Origin of the sequence: Streptococcus sp. 20925_1_69 (genome assembly GCF_041432365.1) — a bacterium.
Lineage (GTDB): Bacteria > Bacillota > Bacilli > Lactobacillales > Streptococcaceae > Streptococcus.
On record NZ_JAPVZL010000001.1, the window covers coordinates 179138 to 195911 of the forward strand.

Consider the following 16774-nt stretch of genomic DNA (forward strand, 5'->3'; position numbering starts at 1 on the left):
TTTAATTTGTTAACATTCATATAACATAAAAAAGGGAGGAACTGTTATGGATGCAATCTTTGACCTAATCAAAAAGGTCTTTACACCCGTCTTAGATATGGGTGGTCCTGTCATTATGTTGATCATTTTGACAATATTGGCTCTACTTTTTGGAGTGAAATTCTCCAAAGCGCTTGAAGGTGGTATCAAACTTGCCATCGCTCTTACAGGTATCGGTGCTATCATCGGTATGCTAAACACTGCTTTCTCAGCGTCGCTAGCAAAATTTGTTGAAAACACTGGTATCCAATTGAGTATCACTGACGTTGGTTGGGCACCACTTGCAACAATCACTTGGGGATCTGCTTGGACACTATACTTCTTGCTCATCATGTTGATTGTCAACATAGTGATGCTAGCTATGAAGAAAACTGATACACTTGACGTTGATATCTTTGATATCTGGCACTTGTCTATCACAGGTCTTTTGATTAAATGGTATGCAGACAACAATGGTGTGAGCCAAGGGGTTTCACTCTTGATTGCTACAGCAGCTATCGTCCTTGTTGGTGTGTTGAAAATCATCAACTCTGACTTGATGAAACCTACATTTGACGACCTTCTTAACGCTCCAAGTTCATCACCAATGACTTCAACTCACATGAACTACATGATGAACCCAGTTATCATGGTTTTGGATAAGATTTTTGAAAAATTCTTCCCAGGTCTTGATAAGTATGACTTTGACGCTGCAAAATTGAACAAGAAAATCGGTTTCTGGGGTTCTAAATTCTTTATCGGTTTCATCCTTGGTATCGTTATCGGTATTATGGGAACTCCACATCCAATTGAAGGGGTTGTAGATGCAGATAAATGGCGTCTTGTTATCAAAGGATGGTTGTCTCTTGGTTTGACAGCTGGTGTATCTTTGGAACTCTTCTCACTTATCGGTTCATGGTTCATCGCCGCTGTAGAACCACTTTCACAAGGTATTACAAACGTTGCTACTAAACGTCTTCAAGGACGTAAATTCAACATTGGTCTTGACTGGCCATTCATCGCTGGTCGTGCTGAAATTTGGGCTTGTGCTAACGTACTTGCACCAATCATGTTGATTGAAGCAGTGCTTCTTTCAAACGTCGGAAATGGTATCTTGCCACTTGCAGGTATCATCGCTATGGGTGTTACTCCAGCTCTCTTGGTTGTAACACGTGGTAAATTGCTCCGTATGATTATCTTCGGAACACTCTTGTTGCCACTCTTCCTTCTTTCAGGTACACTTATCGCGCCATTTGCAACAGAACTTGCTAAAGGTGTAGGTGCCTTCCCAGAAGGTGTGAGCCAAACTCAATTGATTACTCACTCAACTCTTGAAGGTCCAATCGAAAAACTTCTTGGTTGGACAATTGGTAACACTACAACTGGTGATATCAAAGCAATCCTTGGTGCTGTAGTCTTCCTTGTATTCTACATCGGTATCTTTGCATGGTATAGAAAACAAATGATCAAACGTAACGAAGAGTACGCAGCAAAAGCAAAATAATGCGCTCCTATAAAATGTAAGCTCAATGAAAATCAAAGAGCAAACTAGGAAGCTAGCAGTAGACTGTACTAAAGTACGGCAAGGCAACGCTGACGAAGTTTGAATTGGATTTTCGCAGAGTGTAAATTGTTGAAACTAGGTTGTCATACCATTTAGGAGTGACAACCTAGTTTTTTATAAACTATCAAGAAATCGGAGAAAATAATGGTGATTGAATTAAAATCAGAACAATTAAGAGTTCAATTTAACAGTTTTGGTGGGGCTCTTTCTTCTATAAAAGATGCTGAGGGACTTGAGTATTTGTGGCAAGGGGATTCTACTTATTGGAGTGGACAAGCTCCTGTTCTCTTCCCCATCTGTGGTTCATTGAGAGAGGATACAGCACTCTATTTAGATGAGAAGGGACAAGAAAGCCAAGGAAAGATTCCTCGTCATGGTTTGGTTCGTAAGAAAGAATTTGAATTAGTTGAACAGACAGACAAGAGTGTAACTTTTGCAATTGAAGACGATGAGAATAGCTATCAAAACTATCCTTATCATTTTCGCCTAGAAATCACTTATATCCTTACTGGCAAGACAGTAAGGACTCAATACAAGATTTTCAATAAAGAAACTAGCAAGGTCATGCCTTACTTTATTGGTGGACATCCAGGATTTAATTGTCCTCTACTGGATGATGAGGTCTATGAAGATTACTATTTAGAGTTTGAGAAAGAAGAGACTTGCTCTGTTCCACGTCCTTTCCCAGAAACGGGTATGCTGGATTTTCAAGATAGAAGTCCATGGCTAGAGGAGCAAAAAGAATTAGACCTCAGCTATGATCTTTTCAGTACCGATGCAGTTACCTTAGATGAATTGCAATCTAGAACAATTGCCCTTCGTTCTCGTAAACATGATAAGGGATTGAAAGTGCACTTTACAGAGTTTCCAAACCTCATCATCTGGTCAACCTTGAATAAAGGTCCTTTCATTGCCTTTGAACCATGGTCTGGCTTGTCAACATCTCTTGAAGAAGGAGATCATCTAGAAGATAAGAAGAATGTTCGTCTCCTAGAACCTGGACAAGTGGATCAAATTGGTTTTGACATCGAAATTTTTTAGATTAAAAAATAAAACACAAAAACAAACACTAACTGTTGACTTTTTCAGGAAATAGGAGTATATTATGTTTGTAAGCAACAAATGATGTTTGCAACAAACAAATAATCACTTGTTATATTCTCTTGCGTGGAGAAAGATTATTTCTAGGAAACTGGTTTCCTAAACTTGAATAAGGTGTCATTCATCTCATTCAATCCAATTTGTCAATAAACTGCTAGAAAGCTTTTGTAGGTAAACTGCTAACTATAAAAGGTTTTACTAGCCTAGAAAAATAAAAAGGAGTATACAATATGTCTATTGTTATCGGTGCAGATGCTGCAGGTTTGAGATTGAAAGAAGTTGTGAAAGACTTCTTGGAAAAAGAAAACTTCCACGTTGTGGATGTTACAGCTGAAGGTCAAGACTTTGTTGATGTGACTCTTGCTGTTGCTGCAGAAGTAAACAAAGAAGAACAAAACCTTGGTATCGTGATTGATGCTTATGGTGCTGGTCCATTCATGGTTGCAACTAAAATCAAAGGAATGGTTGCTGCAGAAGTTTCTGACGAACGTTCAGCTTATATGACTCGTGGCCACAACAACTCACGTATGATCACTATGGGTGCACAACTTGTTGGTGATGAATTGGCTAAAAACATCGCTAAAGGATTTGTTAACGGTAAATACGATGGTGGACGTCACCAAATTCGTGTCGACATGTTGAACAAAATGTGCTAATTAGATTATAGTAAGAAAGGTAAGTTAAAAATGAGAATTGCAATTGGATGTGACCACATCGTAACAGATGAAAAAATGGCGGTTTCAGAATTTTTGAAATCAAAAGGATATGAAGTCATTGACTTTGGTACATATGACCATACACGTACTCACTACCCAATCTTTGGTAAAAAAGTAGGGGAAGCTGTAACTAGCGGTCAAGCTGATCTTGGGGTATGTATCTGTGGTACTGGTGTTGGTATCAACAACGCTGTAAATAAAGTTCCTGGTGTTCGTTCTGCCTTAGTTCGTGATATGACAACAGCCCTTTATGCTAAAGAGCAATTGAATGCCAACGTTATTGGTTTTGGTGGTAAGATTACTGGTGAATTACTCATGTGTGATATCATCGAAGCTTTCATCCATGCTGAATACAAACCATCTGAAGAAAACAAGAAATTGATTGCGAAAATTGAACACGTTGAAAGTCATAATGCTCAACAAACAGACGCAAACTTCTTCACTGAATTCCTTGAAAAATGGGATCGCGGAGAATACCACGACTAAGAGGTGACCTATGATTTTAACAGTCACAATGAACCCATCCATCGATATTTCCTATCCCTTGGATGAGTTGAAGATTGATACTGTCAATCGTGTGGTAGATGTAACCAAAACGGCTGGTGGTAAAGGACTCAATGTTACTCGAGTACTTTCAGAGTTTGGTGATTCTGTCCTTGCTACTGGTTTAGTGGGTGGCAAACTTGGTGAGTTTTTAGTTGAAAATATTGATGATAATGTTAAGAAAGATTTCTTTTCTATTCAGGGAGAAACTCGTAACTGTATCGCTATTCTTCACGGAGACAACCAAACAGAAGTTCTTGAAAAAGGTCCTGAAGTATTGGAACAGGAAGGTCAAGACTTTTTGGAACATTTCAAAAAACTATTGGAGTCAGTTGAAGTAGTAGCTATCTCAGGCAGTCTGCCAGCTGGTCTTCCAGTTGATTACTATGCGAGCTTGGTAGAACTTGCTAATCAAGCTGGCAAGTCTGTAGTCTTGGACTGCTCTGGTGCGGCTCTTCAGGCGGTTCTTGAATCACCACATAAACCAACAGTAATCAAACCCAATAATGAGGAATTGTCTCAGCTTCTAGGAAGAGAAGTTTCTGAGGATTTGGATGAATTAAAAGAAGTTCTTCAAGAACCTTTGTTTGCAGGGATTGAATGGATTATCGTTTCACTTGGGGCCAACGGTGCTTTTGCCAAACACGGTGAAACTTTCTACAAGGTTGATATTCCTAGAATCCAGGTAGTCAACCCTGTCGGATCTGGAGATTCTACTGTGGCAGGAATTTCTTCAGGACTTCTTCATAAAGAATCGGATGCAGAATTACTCATCAAGGCAAATGTCCTTGGTATGCTCAATGCTCAAGAAAAAATGAGTGGTCATGTCAACATGGCCAACTATCAAGCTCTATATGATCAATTAATAGTAAAAGAGGTATAAAATGGCTTTAACAGAACAAAAACGTGCACGCTTAGAAAAACTTTCTGATGAAAATGGTATCATCTCAGCTCTTGCATTTGACCAACGTGGTGCTTTGAAACGCCTCATGGCTCAACACCAAACAGAAGAACCAACAGTGGCTCAAATGGAAGAACTTAAAGTCTTAGTAGCAGATGAATTAACTAAATACGCTTCATCTATGCTTCTTGACCCTGAGTATGGACTTCCAGCAACTAAAGCTCTTGATGAAAAAGCTGGTCTTCTTCTTGCTTATGAAAAAACAGGTTATGACACAACTAGCACAAAACGCTTGCCAGACTGCTTGGATGTTTGGTCTGCAAAACGTATTAAAGAAGAAGGTGCAGATGCAGTTAAATTCTTGCTTTACTATGATGTAGATAGCTCAGACGAACTTAACCAAGAGAAACAAGCCTATATCGAACGTATCGGTTCTGAGTGTGTGGCTGAAGATATCCCATTCTTCCTTGAAATCCTTGCTTACGATGAAAAAATTGCTGACGCTGGTTCTGTAGAATACGCTAAAGTAAAACCTCACAAAGTTATCGGTGCTATGAAAGTCTTCTCAGACCCACGCTTTAACATTGATGTATTGAAAGTAGAAGTTCCTGTTAACATTAAATATGTTGAAGGCTTCGCTGAGGGTGAAGTGGTTTACACACGTGAAGAAGTAGCAGCCTTCTTCAAAGCCCAAGATGAAGCAACTAACTTGCCATACATCTACTTGAGTGCTGGTGTATCAGCTAAACTCTTCCAAGATACTCTTGTATTTGCTCATGAATCAGGTGCAAACTTTAACGGAGTTCTTTGTGGCCGTGCTACATGGGCTGGATCCGTTGAAGCTTACATAAAAGATGGTGAAGCAGCAGCTCGCGAATGGCTTCGCACAACTGGTTTTGAAAACATTGACGAACTCAACAAAGTTCTTCAAACAACAGCGACTTCATGGAAAGAACGCGTGTAAGCAAGTCCTCCTAGGTTAGGAACATGAATCTAAAAAATTTTTTAAAAAAGTTACATGTAAGGGTTTACAAAATAACTTACTTGTGCTATACTTAAATCACAAGTTAATACAAGGTGAGTGTTACTAAGTAATATTAGGCATGATCACAGGTGAATTAGAAATCGGCTGATTTTCTAGTTCATTTGTGGTCATTTTTTGTACTGATATACCTTTAAGATATAAAAGGAGGTTGACATGTATCGAATTCTAAATTCAATGAATCACAATGTCTCGCTTGTCAGGAATGATAAAGGAGAAGAAGTGATTGTAATTGGTAAGGGGATTGCATTTGGAAAGAAGAAGGGGGATTTGATTGCTGAACATCAGGTTGAGAAAATCTTTCGGATGAAGACCGAAGAGTCAAGAGAAAACTTTATGGCTCTCCTCAAAGATGTTCCGCTTGATTTTATCACAGTGACCTATGAAATCATTGATAAGCTTTCAAAGAAATATCATTATCCGATTCAAGAGTATCTCTATGTAACCTTGACAGATCATATTTACTGTTCTTACCAAGCTCTAGCACAAGGAAGGTACAAGGATAGTAATCTGCCAGATATTTCCACTAAGTATCCTGTCGCTTTTCAAATCGCAAATGAAGCATTTTCAATTTACCGTCAGAAGTTAGTGGATCATTTTCCTGAGGACGAAATTATTCGGATTGCTTATCATTTCATTAATGCCGAAGGTGAAAATGAAGTGGAATTTGTGGAGTCTATTGATAAGAGGAAAGAAATTCTCAGGAATGTTGAAGAAGTTTTAAAGGATTATGCAATTCAACGAACTAAAGAGAATAACCATTTCTATGATCGTTTTATGATTCATTTGAATTATTTCTTGGATTATTTAGACAGATCTAGAGATGATAACCAATCACTTCTGGATATGGAAGATCATATTAAACAATCCTATCCAAAAGCGTTCGAAATTGGTTCCAAGATCTATGATGTGATTACGCAACATACGGGTCTTGATTTGTATAAAAGTGAACGAGTTTATCTAGTTCTACATATCCAACGTTTATTGTCATAAAAATTTATTTAAAACTATATAAGGAGAATTCTATCATGAATAGAGAAGAAGTAACATTGTTAGGTTTTGAAATCGTAGCCTATGCTGGCGACGCTCGTTCAAAACTATTGGAAGCTTTAAAGGCTGCTGAAGCTGGTGATTTTGCGAAAGCGGACAGATTAGTTGAGGAAGCCGGTTCTTGTATCGCAGAGGCTCACCATGCTCAAACAAGTCTATTGACCAAGGAAGCAGCTGGTGAGGACTTAGCATATAGTGTAACCATGATGCATGGTCAAGATCACTTGATGACAACTATTTTGTTAAAAGATTTGATGCACCATTTAATTGAACTGTACAAGAGAGGAGTTAAATAATGAATAAACTAATTGCATTTATCGAGAAAGGAAAGCCTTTCTTTGAGAAACTATCTCGTAATATCTATCTTCGTGCTATTCGTGATGGTTTTATTGCTGGTATGCCTGTTATTCTCTTCTCAAGTATTTTTATCTTGATTGCCTTTGTACCAAATTCATGGGGCTTTAAATGGTCTGATGAAGTTGTAGCCTTTCTGATGAAACCTTATAGCTATTCTATGGGTATTCTGGCTCTCTTGGTAGCTGGTACAACAGCTAAGTCATTGACCGACTCAGTAAACCGTAGCATGGAGAAAACCAATCAAATCAACTATATGTCAACACTGTTAGCAGCAATTGTTGGTTTGTTGATGTTGGCAGCTGATCCTATCGAAAATGGTCTTGCTACTGGATTCTTGGGGACAAAAGGTTTGCTTTCAGCTTTCCTTGCTGCCTTTGTTACTGTAGCAATCTATAAGGTTTGTGTTAAGAACAACGTCACTATTCGTATGCCTGACGAAGTTCCACCAAATATCTCACAAGTCTTTAAAGATGTGATTCCATTCACTCTATCTGTTGTTTCTCTTTATGCTCTTGACTTATTAGCACGTCATTTTGTTGGTGCAAGTGTGGCAGAATCAATCGGTAAATTCTTCGCACCACTCTTCTCAGCAGCAGATGGATACCTTGGTATTACCATTATCTTTGGTGCCTTTGCCTTCTTCTGGTTTGTTGGTATCCATGGTCCATCTATCGTTGAACCAGCAATCGCAGCTATTACCTATGCAAATGCTGAAGTCAACTTGAACCTTCTCCAACAAGGGATGCATGCAGACAAGATTCTTACTTCTGGTACACAAATGTTTATCGTTACCATGGGTGGTACAGGTGCGACACTAGTTGTTCCTTTCATGTTCATGTGGTTAACAAAATCAAAACGTAACCGTGCAATCGGACGTGCTTCAGTAGTTCCAACCTTCTTTGGTGTAAACGAACCAATCTTGTTTGGTGCACCGCTTGTATTGAACCCAATCTTCTTCATTCCATTTATCTTTGCTCCTATCGCAAACGTTTGGATCTTTAAATTCTTTATTGAAACTCTTGGAATGAATTCATTTACTGCTAATCTACCATGGACAACTCCAGCTCCACTAGGTCTAGTTCTTGGTACGAATTTCCAAGTTCTATCATTCATTCTTGCTGCCCTTCTAATCGTGGTTGACGTAGTCATTTACTATCCATTCCTTAAGGTCTATGATGAACAAATTCTTGAAGAAGAGCGTTCAGGTAAATCTAATGATGAATTGAAAGACAAAGTTGCTGCAAACTTCAACACTGCAAAAGCAGATGCTATTCTTGAAAAAGCGGGTATCGATGCAGCACAAAATAAAATCACTGAAGAAACAAATGTCCTCGTTCTCTGTGCTGGTGGAGGTACAAGTGGTCTCCTTGCAAATGCTTTGAACAAGGCGGCTGCAGAATACAATGTCCCTGTGAAAGCAGCAGCAGGTGGCTATGGTGCTCACCGTGAAATGTTGCCAGAGTTTGATTTGGTTATACTTGCTCCTCAAGTTGCTTCAAACTTTGAAGACATGAAAGCAGAAACAGATAAACTCGGTATTAAACTTGCCAAGACAGAAGGCGCTCAATACATCAAATTAACTCGTGATGGAAAAGGTGCTCTTGCATTCGTACAAGCTCAATTCGATTAACGATAGGGACTGTGAAACAGTCTCCTCTTGTTACGGAAATCGCTATGGCGAATTTCCTAATCGCCTTGTTAATTCGTCGGTAAAAAGATATCGTTTTTACCTCCTCATGTCACAATTCGATTAAGGCTAGGGACTGTGAAACAGTCTCCTCTCGTTACGAAAATCGCTATGGCGAATTTCCTAATCGCCTTGTTAATTCGTCGGTAAAAAGATATCGTTTTTACCTCCTCATGTCACAATTCGGTGACTTGGTACTAGAAGTGAGATGGAGAAGGATGGCTCACTGACCCCTCTCTTCTCACTTTTACTTTATTTAAATCAAGAAATAGGTGAAAAAATGACAAAAACATTACCAAAAGACTTTATTTTCGGTGGCGCAACAGCTGCTTATCAAGCAGAAGGCGCTACACATACTGATGGAAAAGGACCAGTTGCTTGGGATAAATATCTTGAAGATAACTACTGGTACACTGCAGAACCAGCCAGTGATTTTTACAATCGATATCCAGTTGACCTCAAGCTAGCAGAAGAGTATGGTGTCAATGGTATTCGAATTTCTATTGCTTGGTCACGTATTTTCCCGACTGGTTACGGTCAAGTAAATGCTAAAGGTGTTGAGTTTTATCATAATCTATTTGCGGAGTGCCACAAACGTCACGTTGAGCCCTTTGTAACTCTTCATCACTTTGACACACCAGAAGCTCTCCACTCAAATGGCGACTTCTTAAACCGTGAAAATATCGAACACTTTGTAGATTACGCTGCCCTCTGTTTTGAAGAATTCCCGGAAGTAAACTATTGGACAACCTTTAACGAAATTGGACCAATCGGTGATGGTCAATACTTGGTTGGTAAATTCCCTCCAGGTATTCAGTACGATCTTGCCAAAGTCTTCCAATCGCACCACAATATGATGGTGTCTCATGCGCGTGCAGTTAAGCTATATAAAGATAAAGGTTATAAAGGTGAAATTGGTGTTGTTCACGCACTGCCAACCAAGTATCCTTTAGATCCTAAAAATCCAGCAGATGTTCGTGCAGCAGAGTTGGAAGATATTATTCACAATAAATTTATCTTGGATGCAACTTATCTAGGTCGCTATTCAGCTGAAACCATGGAAGGTGTCAACCATATCTTATCAGTCAATGGTGGTAGCTTGGATCTTCGTGAGGAAGATTTTACAGCATTAGAAGCTGCGAAAGATTTGAACGACTTCCTAGGAATCAACTACTATATGAGTGACTGGATGGAAGCCTTTGATGGAGAAACTAAAATCATCCACAATGGTAAGGGTGAGAAAGGAAGCTCTAAATACCAAATCAAAGGTGTTGGTCGTCGTGTAGCTCCTGATTATGTACCACGTACGGATTGGGATTGGATTATCTACCCTCAAGGTTTGTATGATCAAATCATGCGAGTGAAGAAAGATTATCCGAACTATAAGAAAATCTACATCACAGAAAATGGACTTGGTTATAAAGATGAGTTCGTTGATAACACTGTTTACGACGATGGTCGTATTGATTACGTGAAGCAACACTTGGAAGTCTTGTCTGATGCGATTGCAGATGGCGCTAATGTAAAAGGTTACTTCATTTGGTCATTAATGGATGTCTTCTCATGGTCAAATGGTTATGAAAAACGCTACGGTCTCTTTTATGTAGACTTTGAAACTCAAGAACGTTATCCTAAGAAATCAGCTCACTGGTACAAGAAAGTAGCAGAAAGTCAGATTATAGACTAGTAGAATGAGTAATTAGATATAGAATTCTAGTGAGGCAAAAAGATGTTCAAAGATTTTATCCAATCTATTTATGAAAAAGTTTACATTATTAATTTTGATAAATGTTCTCAAACACCGTGTTTGACGAATGAAGAATTGAAAAGTCTCGGAAAATGGTATGTATCGACTGGTAAAGAATGGATTTGTCATTCAGATTATGAGCTGGAAGAATTTAAAAATCTGTTTTTAAATTTTATCAATCCTGAAGAATGGGATAATATCTCCTTTGATTCAGATTTTATGCCGTTTCAACAATCATAAAGAATCTAGGAAACTCTTTGTAAAAATCTTCATCAAAAAATGCGTCATATCAAGATTCTTATTTTCTTGATATGACGCATTTTATATTTTATCAATTATCAGTTTTATGGTTTAGAAAGAATAATTTTTGTTTGTTTTGAAAGTTGTTCAAACGTTTCTTTGCTCAGTTTAGAATCTGAAACGATGGTATCAATATCAGAGATATTGTAGAAGGTATAGAAATCAAATTTATTGAACTTACTATTGTCAGCTAGTAAGTATTTTTTATTGGAATTATTGAGGGCTATGCGTTGAGATTCACCTTCCTCTTCACTAAAGGTCGCAATTGCATTGTCCTTAATACCATTACAGCTAACGAAGGCTTTAGAAAATTGAAGATTGGCCAAGTTTTGCAAGGTTAGTGTTCCCACAAAGGCTCCAGTGATAGAGCGATAGTTTCCACCGATTAAAATCAAATCTGTTAGTTTTCGTTCGTTTAAGATGAGAAAGACTGGTAAACTGTTTGTTACAACACGAATATTATCGATTGGAAGTTCACGAGCAAAAGATTCTAAGGTTGTCCCTGGACCGATAAAAATGGTTTCACCTTCATCGATTAAATGGCCTGCAAAACGGCTGATTTCTTGTTTTTCTGCGATTTGTAAGCTTTGTTTTTCAATATTGGAACGTTCATTGTTTAAAATAGAACCTGTGCGAATTTTCTCAGCTCCACCGTGAACCCGAACAAGTAGATCCTTGTCTGCCAACTCTTGCAAGTAGCGTCTAGCAGTCATATCTGACACATTCAAGCGAGTCATGATTTCTTTTACAGTAATAGTTCCCTTTGTATTTACCGTTTCTAGAATATTATCTAGTTTTTCCTGCTTTAACATCGTTATCACCTCTATTTCTATTACTATTTTATCATAAAGTATTCAATCAATCAATTTAAAAAACAAAAGAAAACAAAAACAAAAATATCATGGTTGTTTTAAACAAACCATGATATTTGTTATCAGTTCTGGGATAATTGAATTTAGTCTAAACCGTAGTTGTAATCATCGTCTTGCATGGCTTCAACTTCACCAAGGAGGTAACCATTTCCGACTTGAGAGAAGAAGTCGTGGTTAGATGTTCCTGTTGAAATACCGTTCATAACGATTGGGTTGACATCATCAGCTGAATCTGGGAAGAGTGGATCTTGCCCCAGGTTCATGAGTGCCTTGTTAGCATTGTAGCGAAGGAAGGTTTTGACTTCTTCCGTCCAACCAACACCATCATAGAGACTTTCTGTGTAGCCTTCTTCATTTTCATAAAGAGTATAGAGTAGGTCGTACATCCATTCTTTGAGTTTTTCTTGCTCTTCTTCAGGTAATTCATTGAAACCGAGTTGGAATTTATATCCGATGTAGGTTCCGTGAACAGACTCATCACGAATGATCAATTTAATGATTTCCGCAACGTTGGCTAGTTTGTTGTTACCAAGATAGTAGAGGGGAGTGAAGAAACCAGAGTAGAAGAGGAAGGTTTCGAGGAAGACACTGGCAACTTTCTTTTCAAGTGGGCTACCGTTTAGGTAGATTTCGTTGACAATCTCTGCCTTCTTTTGTAGGTAAGGATTGGTATTGGTCCATTCGAAAATTTCTTCAATCTCAGCCTTAGTATTCAAGGTAGAAAAGATTGATGAGTAAGATTTTGCGTGGACAGATTCCATAAATTGGATGTTATTGAAAACAGCTTCCTCATGGGGTGTACGGATGTCTGAACGAAGAGCCTGAACCCCTGTTTCAGATTGCATGGTATCCAAAAGGGTCAAACCACCAAAGACTTTTCCTACTAAGTCTTTTTCTTTGTTTGATAGTTTTCTCCAGTCGTCCAGGTCATTTGACAAGGGGATACGCGTATCGAGCCAGAATTGCTCCGTCAGCTTTTCCCAAGTTGATTTGTCGATGACATCTTCGATGGCATTCCAGTTAATGGCTTTGTAGTAAGTCGTCATTTTGCTTTCTCGATTCTATAAATGGTTTTATACTAAGGTTGAAGATAATTTTAACAAGTAAAATACAACTAGCGTAATACAATGATAGTGTAGAGTATACGTCAAAAAAACTAATATTAAATTTCTGAGTTAAATCACTTGTAACCGTATCTGTCAATATAAAGAAAAGTCCTAAAAATGCAAGAAAAATTATAGTGAGCATACTACTGTTGTAAAATAGATTTAAAAGATCCCAAAAATGCTTTTCAATAGTGTTTTTATCTGAAAAAATAAATTTAGGATAAAAATACAAGAAACACGAAATTAAAGCAATAATAATTAGGATGATATAAAATTCAATAACAGATTTTTGAGTAAATAAATCATTTAATTGTTTAAAGTATTCTGTAATTATTCCTAACGTTTTACCGTAACTATCATCTGTTCCCATAAACTGTACAAGATAATAGGTAATTAGATACGGTACGATAAAATATTGATATACATTAGCATGAAAACTATTTACATTTTTCTTGAGAGTATTGTAACATGCTGAGGATAAGATATAAAAGAAACTTAGAAATAACAATAAAAGAGAAATCATTATTAACAAAATAGAATAACCAACTTTGCCTACTTTGTTGGCTTTTTTAAACTTTTTTTTAAAAAAATTATAAGTTTCTTTTATTGAAAGGGACAACTCTTTAAATTCGTTAAGAGTAACTTTGTAAGGAATAATAAACAAAGTATATATAATTATTGCAAATATTATAATCATTAAATCACACAGCTTTCACATTGGTTAGCACCAACTTCTCCACCGTCATCTGTAAAGGTACGGACGTAGTAGATAGACTTGATACCCTTGTTAAAGGCATAGTTACGAAGGATTGATAAGTCACGTGTCGTTTGTTTGTTTTCTTTCTTCCATTCGTAAAGTCCTTTTGGAATGTCACTACGCATAAAGAGAGTAAGTGAAAGTCCTTGGTCCACGTGCTCAGTCGCAGCAGCGTAAACATCAATCACTTTACGCATATCCATGTCGTAGGCAGAAGTGTAGTAAGGAATGGTTTCTGTTGACAAGCCAGCAGCAGGGTAGTAGATTTTACCGATTTTCTTTTCTTGACGTTCTTCGATACGTTGCGTAATCGGGTGGATAGAGGCAGAAACGTCATTGATATAACTGATAGAACCATTTGGTGCTACAGCAAGGCGGTTTTGGTGGTAAAGACCATCTGCTTGAACCTTGTCGCGAAGTTCAGCCCAGTCAGCAGCACTTGGGATAAAGACATCTTTGAAGAGTTCTTTAACACGTTCTGATTTTGGAACAAATTCGCCTGTCACATACTTGTCGAAGTAGCTTCCGTTAGCATAGTCTGATTTTTCAAAGTTGTGGAAGGTAATACCACGTTCACGCGCGATATTGTTTGACTCAACCAAGGTCCAGTAGTTCATAAGCATGAAGTAGATGCTTGTAAATTCAACAGACTCAGGCGATCCATATTCAATCAATTGTTGGGCAAGGTAGCTGTGAAGTCCCATAGCACCAAGACCAAAGGTATGGGCTTGGCTATTTCCGTGGTCAATGGTAGGAACAGCTACGATGTGCGAACTATCTGTAACGAAAGTAAGGGCACGAACCATAGCACGAATAGAACGACCAAAGTCAGGTGAAGTCATCATGTTGACTACGTTGGTTGAACCAAGGTTACATGAAACGTCTGTTCCCATTTGAAGGAATTCTTGAGCATCGTTGATCAAGCTTGGTTCTTGGACTTGAAGAATCTCAGAACACAAGTTACTCATGATGATTTTTCCATCAACGGGATTTGCACGGTTAGCCGTATCGATGTTTACTACATAAGGGTAGCCAGACTCTTGTTGCAATTTAGAGATTTCAGTTTCCAAATCACGCGCCTTGATTTTTGTCTTGCGGATATTTGGATTTGCGACTAGTTCATCGTATTTTTCGGTGATATCGATGTAGTTAAATGGTACACCGTATTCAAGTTCTACAGAGTATGGGCTGAAGAGGTACATTTCTTCATTTTTACGAGCTAGTTCGTAGAATTTATCGGGCACCACAACACCAAGTGAAAGGGTCTTAACACGAACTTTTTCATCAGCGTTTTCTTTCTTAGTTGAAAGGAAGGCGATAATATCTGGGTGGAAGACGTTGAGGTAGACAACCCCAGCACCTTGACGTTGCCCCAATTGGTTGGAGTAAGAGAAGCTGTCTTCGAAAAGCTTCATAACAGGAACGACACCTGAAGCAGCTCCTTCATAGCCCTTGATAGGAGCACCAGCCTCACGAAGGTTGCTGAGGGAAATTCCCACACCTCCACCGATACGTGACAGTTGAAGGGCAGAGTTGATAGAACGTCCGATAGAGTTCATATCATCAGTCACTTGGATCAAGAAGCAAGATACCAACTCCCCACGACGAGCACGTCCAGCATTCAAGAAGGAAGGAGTAGCAGGTTGGTAGCGTTGGTGGATGATTTCATTGGCAATATCGATGGCAATAGCTTCATTCCCATCAGCAAAATAAAGGGCGTTAAAGAAGACACGGTCTTCCATACTTTCAAGATAATATTCACCGTCGTTGGTTTTCAAAGCATATTGATTGTAAAATTTATAAGCTGCCATGAAAGACTTGAATTGGAAGTTTTGGTCTTTGATAAATTGATGCAACTCTTCCAAAAACTCTGGACGGTATTTCTTGATAAAGGCTGTTTCAATGTAGTTGTGTTCAATGAGGTAGTTGATTTTATCTTTGATTGAATCAAAAACCATAGTATTTGGAACTACATTTTCTTTAAAGAAGGCATCTAAGGCTTCCTTATCTTTATGAAGCATGATTTGTCCATTAACAGGACGGTTGATTTCGTTATTGAGACGGAAGTAGGTCACGTCCTCAAGATGTTTTAATCCCATAAAATTTCCCTTATCTAATTACAAAAGAAAGGCTTCTAAGTTAGCCCTAGAAGCAGTCTCTTCTGGATGATGTACTAAGATTATGCTAATTGTTTCAGTTTTCCTGGTTGGAAACCTGAAAAGACTTCAGTTGGTGTTTGGATAACAGGAGCTGCGCTGAAACCGAGCTCTTTAACTTGATCGATGTACTCAGGTTGTTCATCGAGATTGATTTCTTTATATTCAACGTTATTACTATCCAAGAAACGTTTGGTCATCTTACATTGGACACAGTTGTTTTTAGAATAAACGGTTACCATTGTGTAACTCCTTTTTCAAAATAGATTACTTTCTTAGTATATCAGAAATTAAATTTTTGTCAACGATTTAAAACTAAATATAGTGGTCTGTTTTTGTACATAACTAAACAAAACACAATATGTAGTGTTTGTTTTGAAAAATAGTGATAATTCTCCTATAAGTTGTTTTTTGGAAAACTATATCCTGTGTTTTGTTATATAGGATAGAAGATTTTCAGCAAGTTATCTGAAAGGAAATCGAATAAATCCCATAAAATGCTTGAAAAAAATCCTAGAAGATGGTATAATACCAAATTGTAAGGGTTATCACATATAACTCAAAAAAGAAAGAACAAAAGGAGAGTCAAACTATGGCTTCTAAAGATTTCCACGTAGTGGCAGAAACAGGTATTCACGCACGTCCAGCAACATTGTTGGTACAAACTGCTAGCAAATTTGCTTCAGATATCACTCTTGAGTACAAAGGTAAATCAGTTAACCTTAAATCAATCATGGGTGTTATGAGTCTTGGTGTTGGCCAAGGTGCTGACGTAACTATCTCAGCTGAAGGTGCAGATGCAGATGACGCTATCGCTGCAATCTCAGAAACAATGGAAAAAGAAGGATTGGCATAAG

General features: G+C 38.0%; 17 protein-coding genes. 12 read left to right on the top strand and 5 right to left on the bottom strand.

Going from position 1 to position 16774, the window contains the following annotated elements:
- Nucleotides 1-46: 46 nt before the first annotated feature.
- The 11 genes from O3601_RS00910 (at nucleotide 47) to O3601_RS00960 (ending at nucleotide 10966) form a co-directional block, all read left to right on the top strand.
- On the top strand, nucleotides 47-1522 hold the full coding sequence (locus tag O3601_RS00910) for a PTS transporter subunit IIC (protein ID WP_371470433.1): 1476 nt from the start codon (nucleotides 47-49) through the stop codon (nucleotides 1520-1522).
- A gap of 204 nt (nucleotides 1523-1726) precedes the next feature.
- Nucleotides 1727-2623 carry an aldose 1-epimerase family protein gene (locus tag O3601_RS00915; protein WP_371470435.1) on the top strand — a complete coding sequence of 299 codons (897 nt, stop codon included), beginning with the start codon at nucleotides 1727-1729 and terminating at the stop codon, nucleotides 2621-2623.
- Nucleotides 2624-2913: 290 nt separating this feature from the next.
- Nucleotides 2914-3339, top strand: a complete 426-nt coding sequence (gene lacA / locus O3601_RS00920; RefSeq protein WP_000029277.1) for a galactose-6-phosphate isomerase subunit LacA — start codon at nucleotides 2914-2916, stop codon at nucleotides 3337-3339.
- Nucleotides 3340-3369: 30 nt separating this feature from the next.
- Nucleotides 3370-3885 (top strand): galactose-6-phosphate isomerase subunit LacB, encoded by a 516-nt coding sequence (gene lacB / locus O3601_RS00925; RefSeq protein ID WP_001216913.1) that lies wholly within the window; start codon nucleotides 3370-3372, stop codon nucleotides 3883-3885.
- 10 nt (nucleotides 3886-3895) lie between these two features.
- The gene (locus O3601_RS00930) at nucleotides 3896-4825 is read left to right on the top strand and encodes a tagatose-6-phosphate kinase (protein WP_371470438.1); all 930 of its coding nucleotides are present in this window, start codon (nucleotides 3896-3898) and stop codon (nucleotides 4823-4825) included.
- 1 nt (nucleotide 4826) lies between these two features.
- Nucleotides 4827-5807, top strand: coding sequence for a tagatose-bisphosphate aldolase (lacD, locus tag O3601_RS00935; protein ID WP_371470439.1), 981 nt, complete (start codon nucleotides 4827-4829; stop codon nucleotides 5805-5807).
- Between the two features lie 234 nt (nucleotides 5808-6041).
- Nucleotides 6042-6878 carry a PRD domain-containing protein gene (locus O3601_RS00940; protein WP_371470441.1) on the top strand — a complete coding sequence of 279 codons (837 nt, stop codon included), beginning with the start codon at nucleotides 6042-6044 and terminating at the stop codon, nucleotides 6876-6878.
- A gap of 35 nt (nucleotides 6879-6913) precedes the next feature.
- A complete protein-coding gene (locus O3601_RS00945; protein ID WP_084889526.1) occupies nucleotides 6914-7231 on the top strand; it encodes a PTS lactose/cellobiose transporter subunit IIA in 318 nt (105 codons plus the stop codon).
- Complete coding sequence (locus O3601_RS00950; RefSeq protein ID WP_371470443.1) at nucleotides 7231-8922, top strand: lactose-specific PTS transporter subunit EIIC; 1692 nt, start codon at nucleotides 7231-7233, stop codon at nucleotides 8920-8922. Before O3601_RS00945 ends, O3601_RS00950 begins: the two co-directional genes overlap by 1 nt.
- A gap of 337 nt (nucleotides 8923-9259) precedes the next feature.
- Entirely contained in the window at nucleotides 9260-10666 is a 1407-nt protein-coding gene (gene lacG / locus O3601_RS00955; RefSeq protein ID WP_371470445.1) for a 6-phospho-beta-galactosidase, read from the top strand.
- A gap of 42 nt (nucleotides 10667-10708) precedes the next feature.
- The gene (locus O3601_RS00960; RefSeq protein WP_261097513.1) at nucleotides 10709-10966 is read left to right on the top strand and encodes a DUF3884 family protein; all 258 of its coding nucleotides are present in this window, start codon (nucleotides 10709-10711) and stop codon (nucleotides 10964-10966) included.
- Nucleotides 10967-11070: 104 nt separating this feature from the next.
- Here O3601_RS00960 and O3601_RS00965 read toward each other — a convergent pair whose 3' ends face one another.
- From O3601_RS00965 to nrdH, 5 genes are all read right to left on the bottom strand, one after another.
- Nucleotides 11071-11838, bottom strand: a complete 768-nt coding sequence (locus O3601_RS00965; RefSeq protein WP_261055667.1) for a DeoR/GlpR family DNA-binding transcription regulator — start codon at nucleotides 11836-11838, stop codon at nucleotides 11071-11073.
- A gap of 143 nt (nucleotides 11839-11981) precedes the next feature.
- A complete protein-coding gene (gene nrdF, locus O3601_RS00970; RefSeq protein ID WP_371470448.1) occupies nucleotides 11982-12944 on the bottom strand; it encodes a class 1b ribonucleoside-diphosphate reductase subunit beta in 963 nt (320 codons plus the stop codon).
- Nucleotides 12919-13701, bottom strand: coding sequence for a hypothetical protein (locus tag O3601_RS00975; protein WP_371470449.1), 783 nt, complete (start codon nucleotides 13699-13701; stop codon nucleotides 12919-12921). The genes nrdF and O3601_RS00975 overlap by 26 nt, the downstream gene beginning before the upstream one ends.
- Nucleotides 13701-15860 carry a class 1b ribonucleoside-diphosphate reductase subunit alpha gene (nrdE, locus tag O3601_RS00980; protein WP_371470451.1) on the bottom strand — a complete coding sequence of 720 codons (2160 nt, stop codon included), beginning with the start codon at nucleotides 15858-15860 and terminating at the stop codon, nucleotides 13701-13703. Before nrdE ends, O3601_RS00975 begins: the two co-directional genes overlap by 1 nt.
- Before the next feature lie 80 nt (nucleotides 15861-15940).
- Nucleotides 15941-16159, bottom strand: coding sequence for a glutaredoxin-like protein NrdH (nrdH, locus tag O3601_RS00985; protein WP_000259243.1), 219 nt, complete (start codon nucleotides 16157-16159; stop codon nucleotides 15941-15943).
- A 350-nt stretch (nucleotides 16160-16509) separates the two neighbouring features.
- Between nrdH and O3601_RS00990 the strand changes: the two genes are divergently transcribed.
- Nucleotides 16510-16773: a phosphocarrier protein HPr gene (locus O3601_RS00990; protein WP_000146947.1), complete on the top strand. Its 264-nt coding sequence runs from the start codon at nucleotides 16510-16512 to the stop codon at nucleotides 16771-16773.
- Nucleotide 16774: the final 1 nt, after the last annotated feature.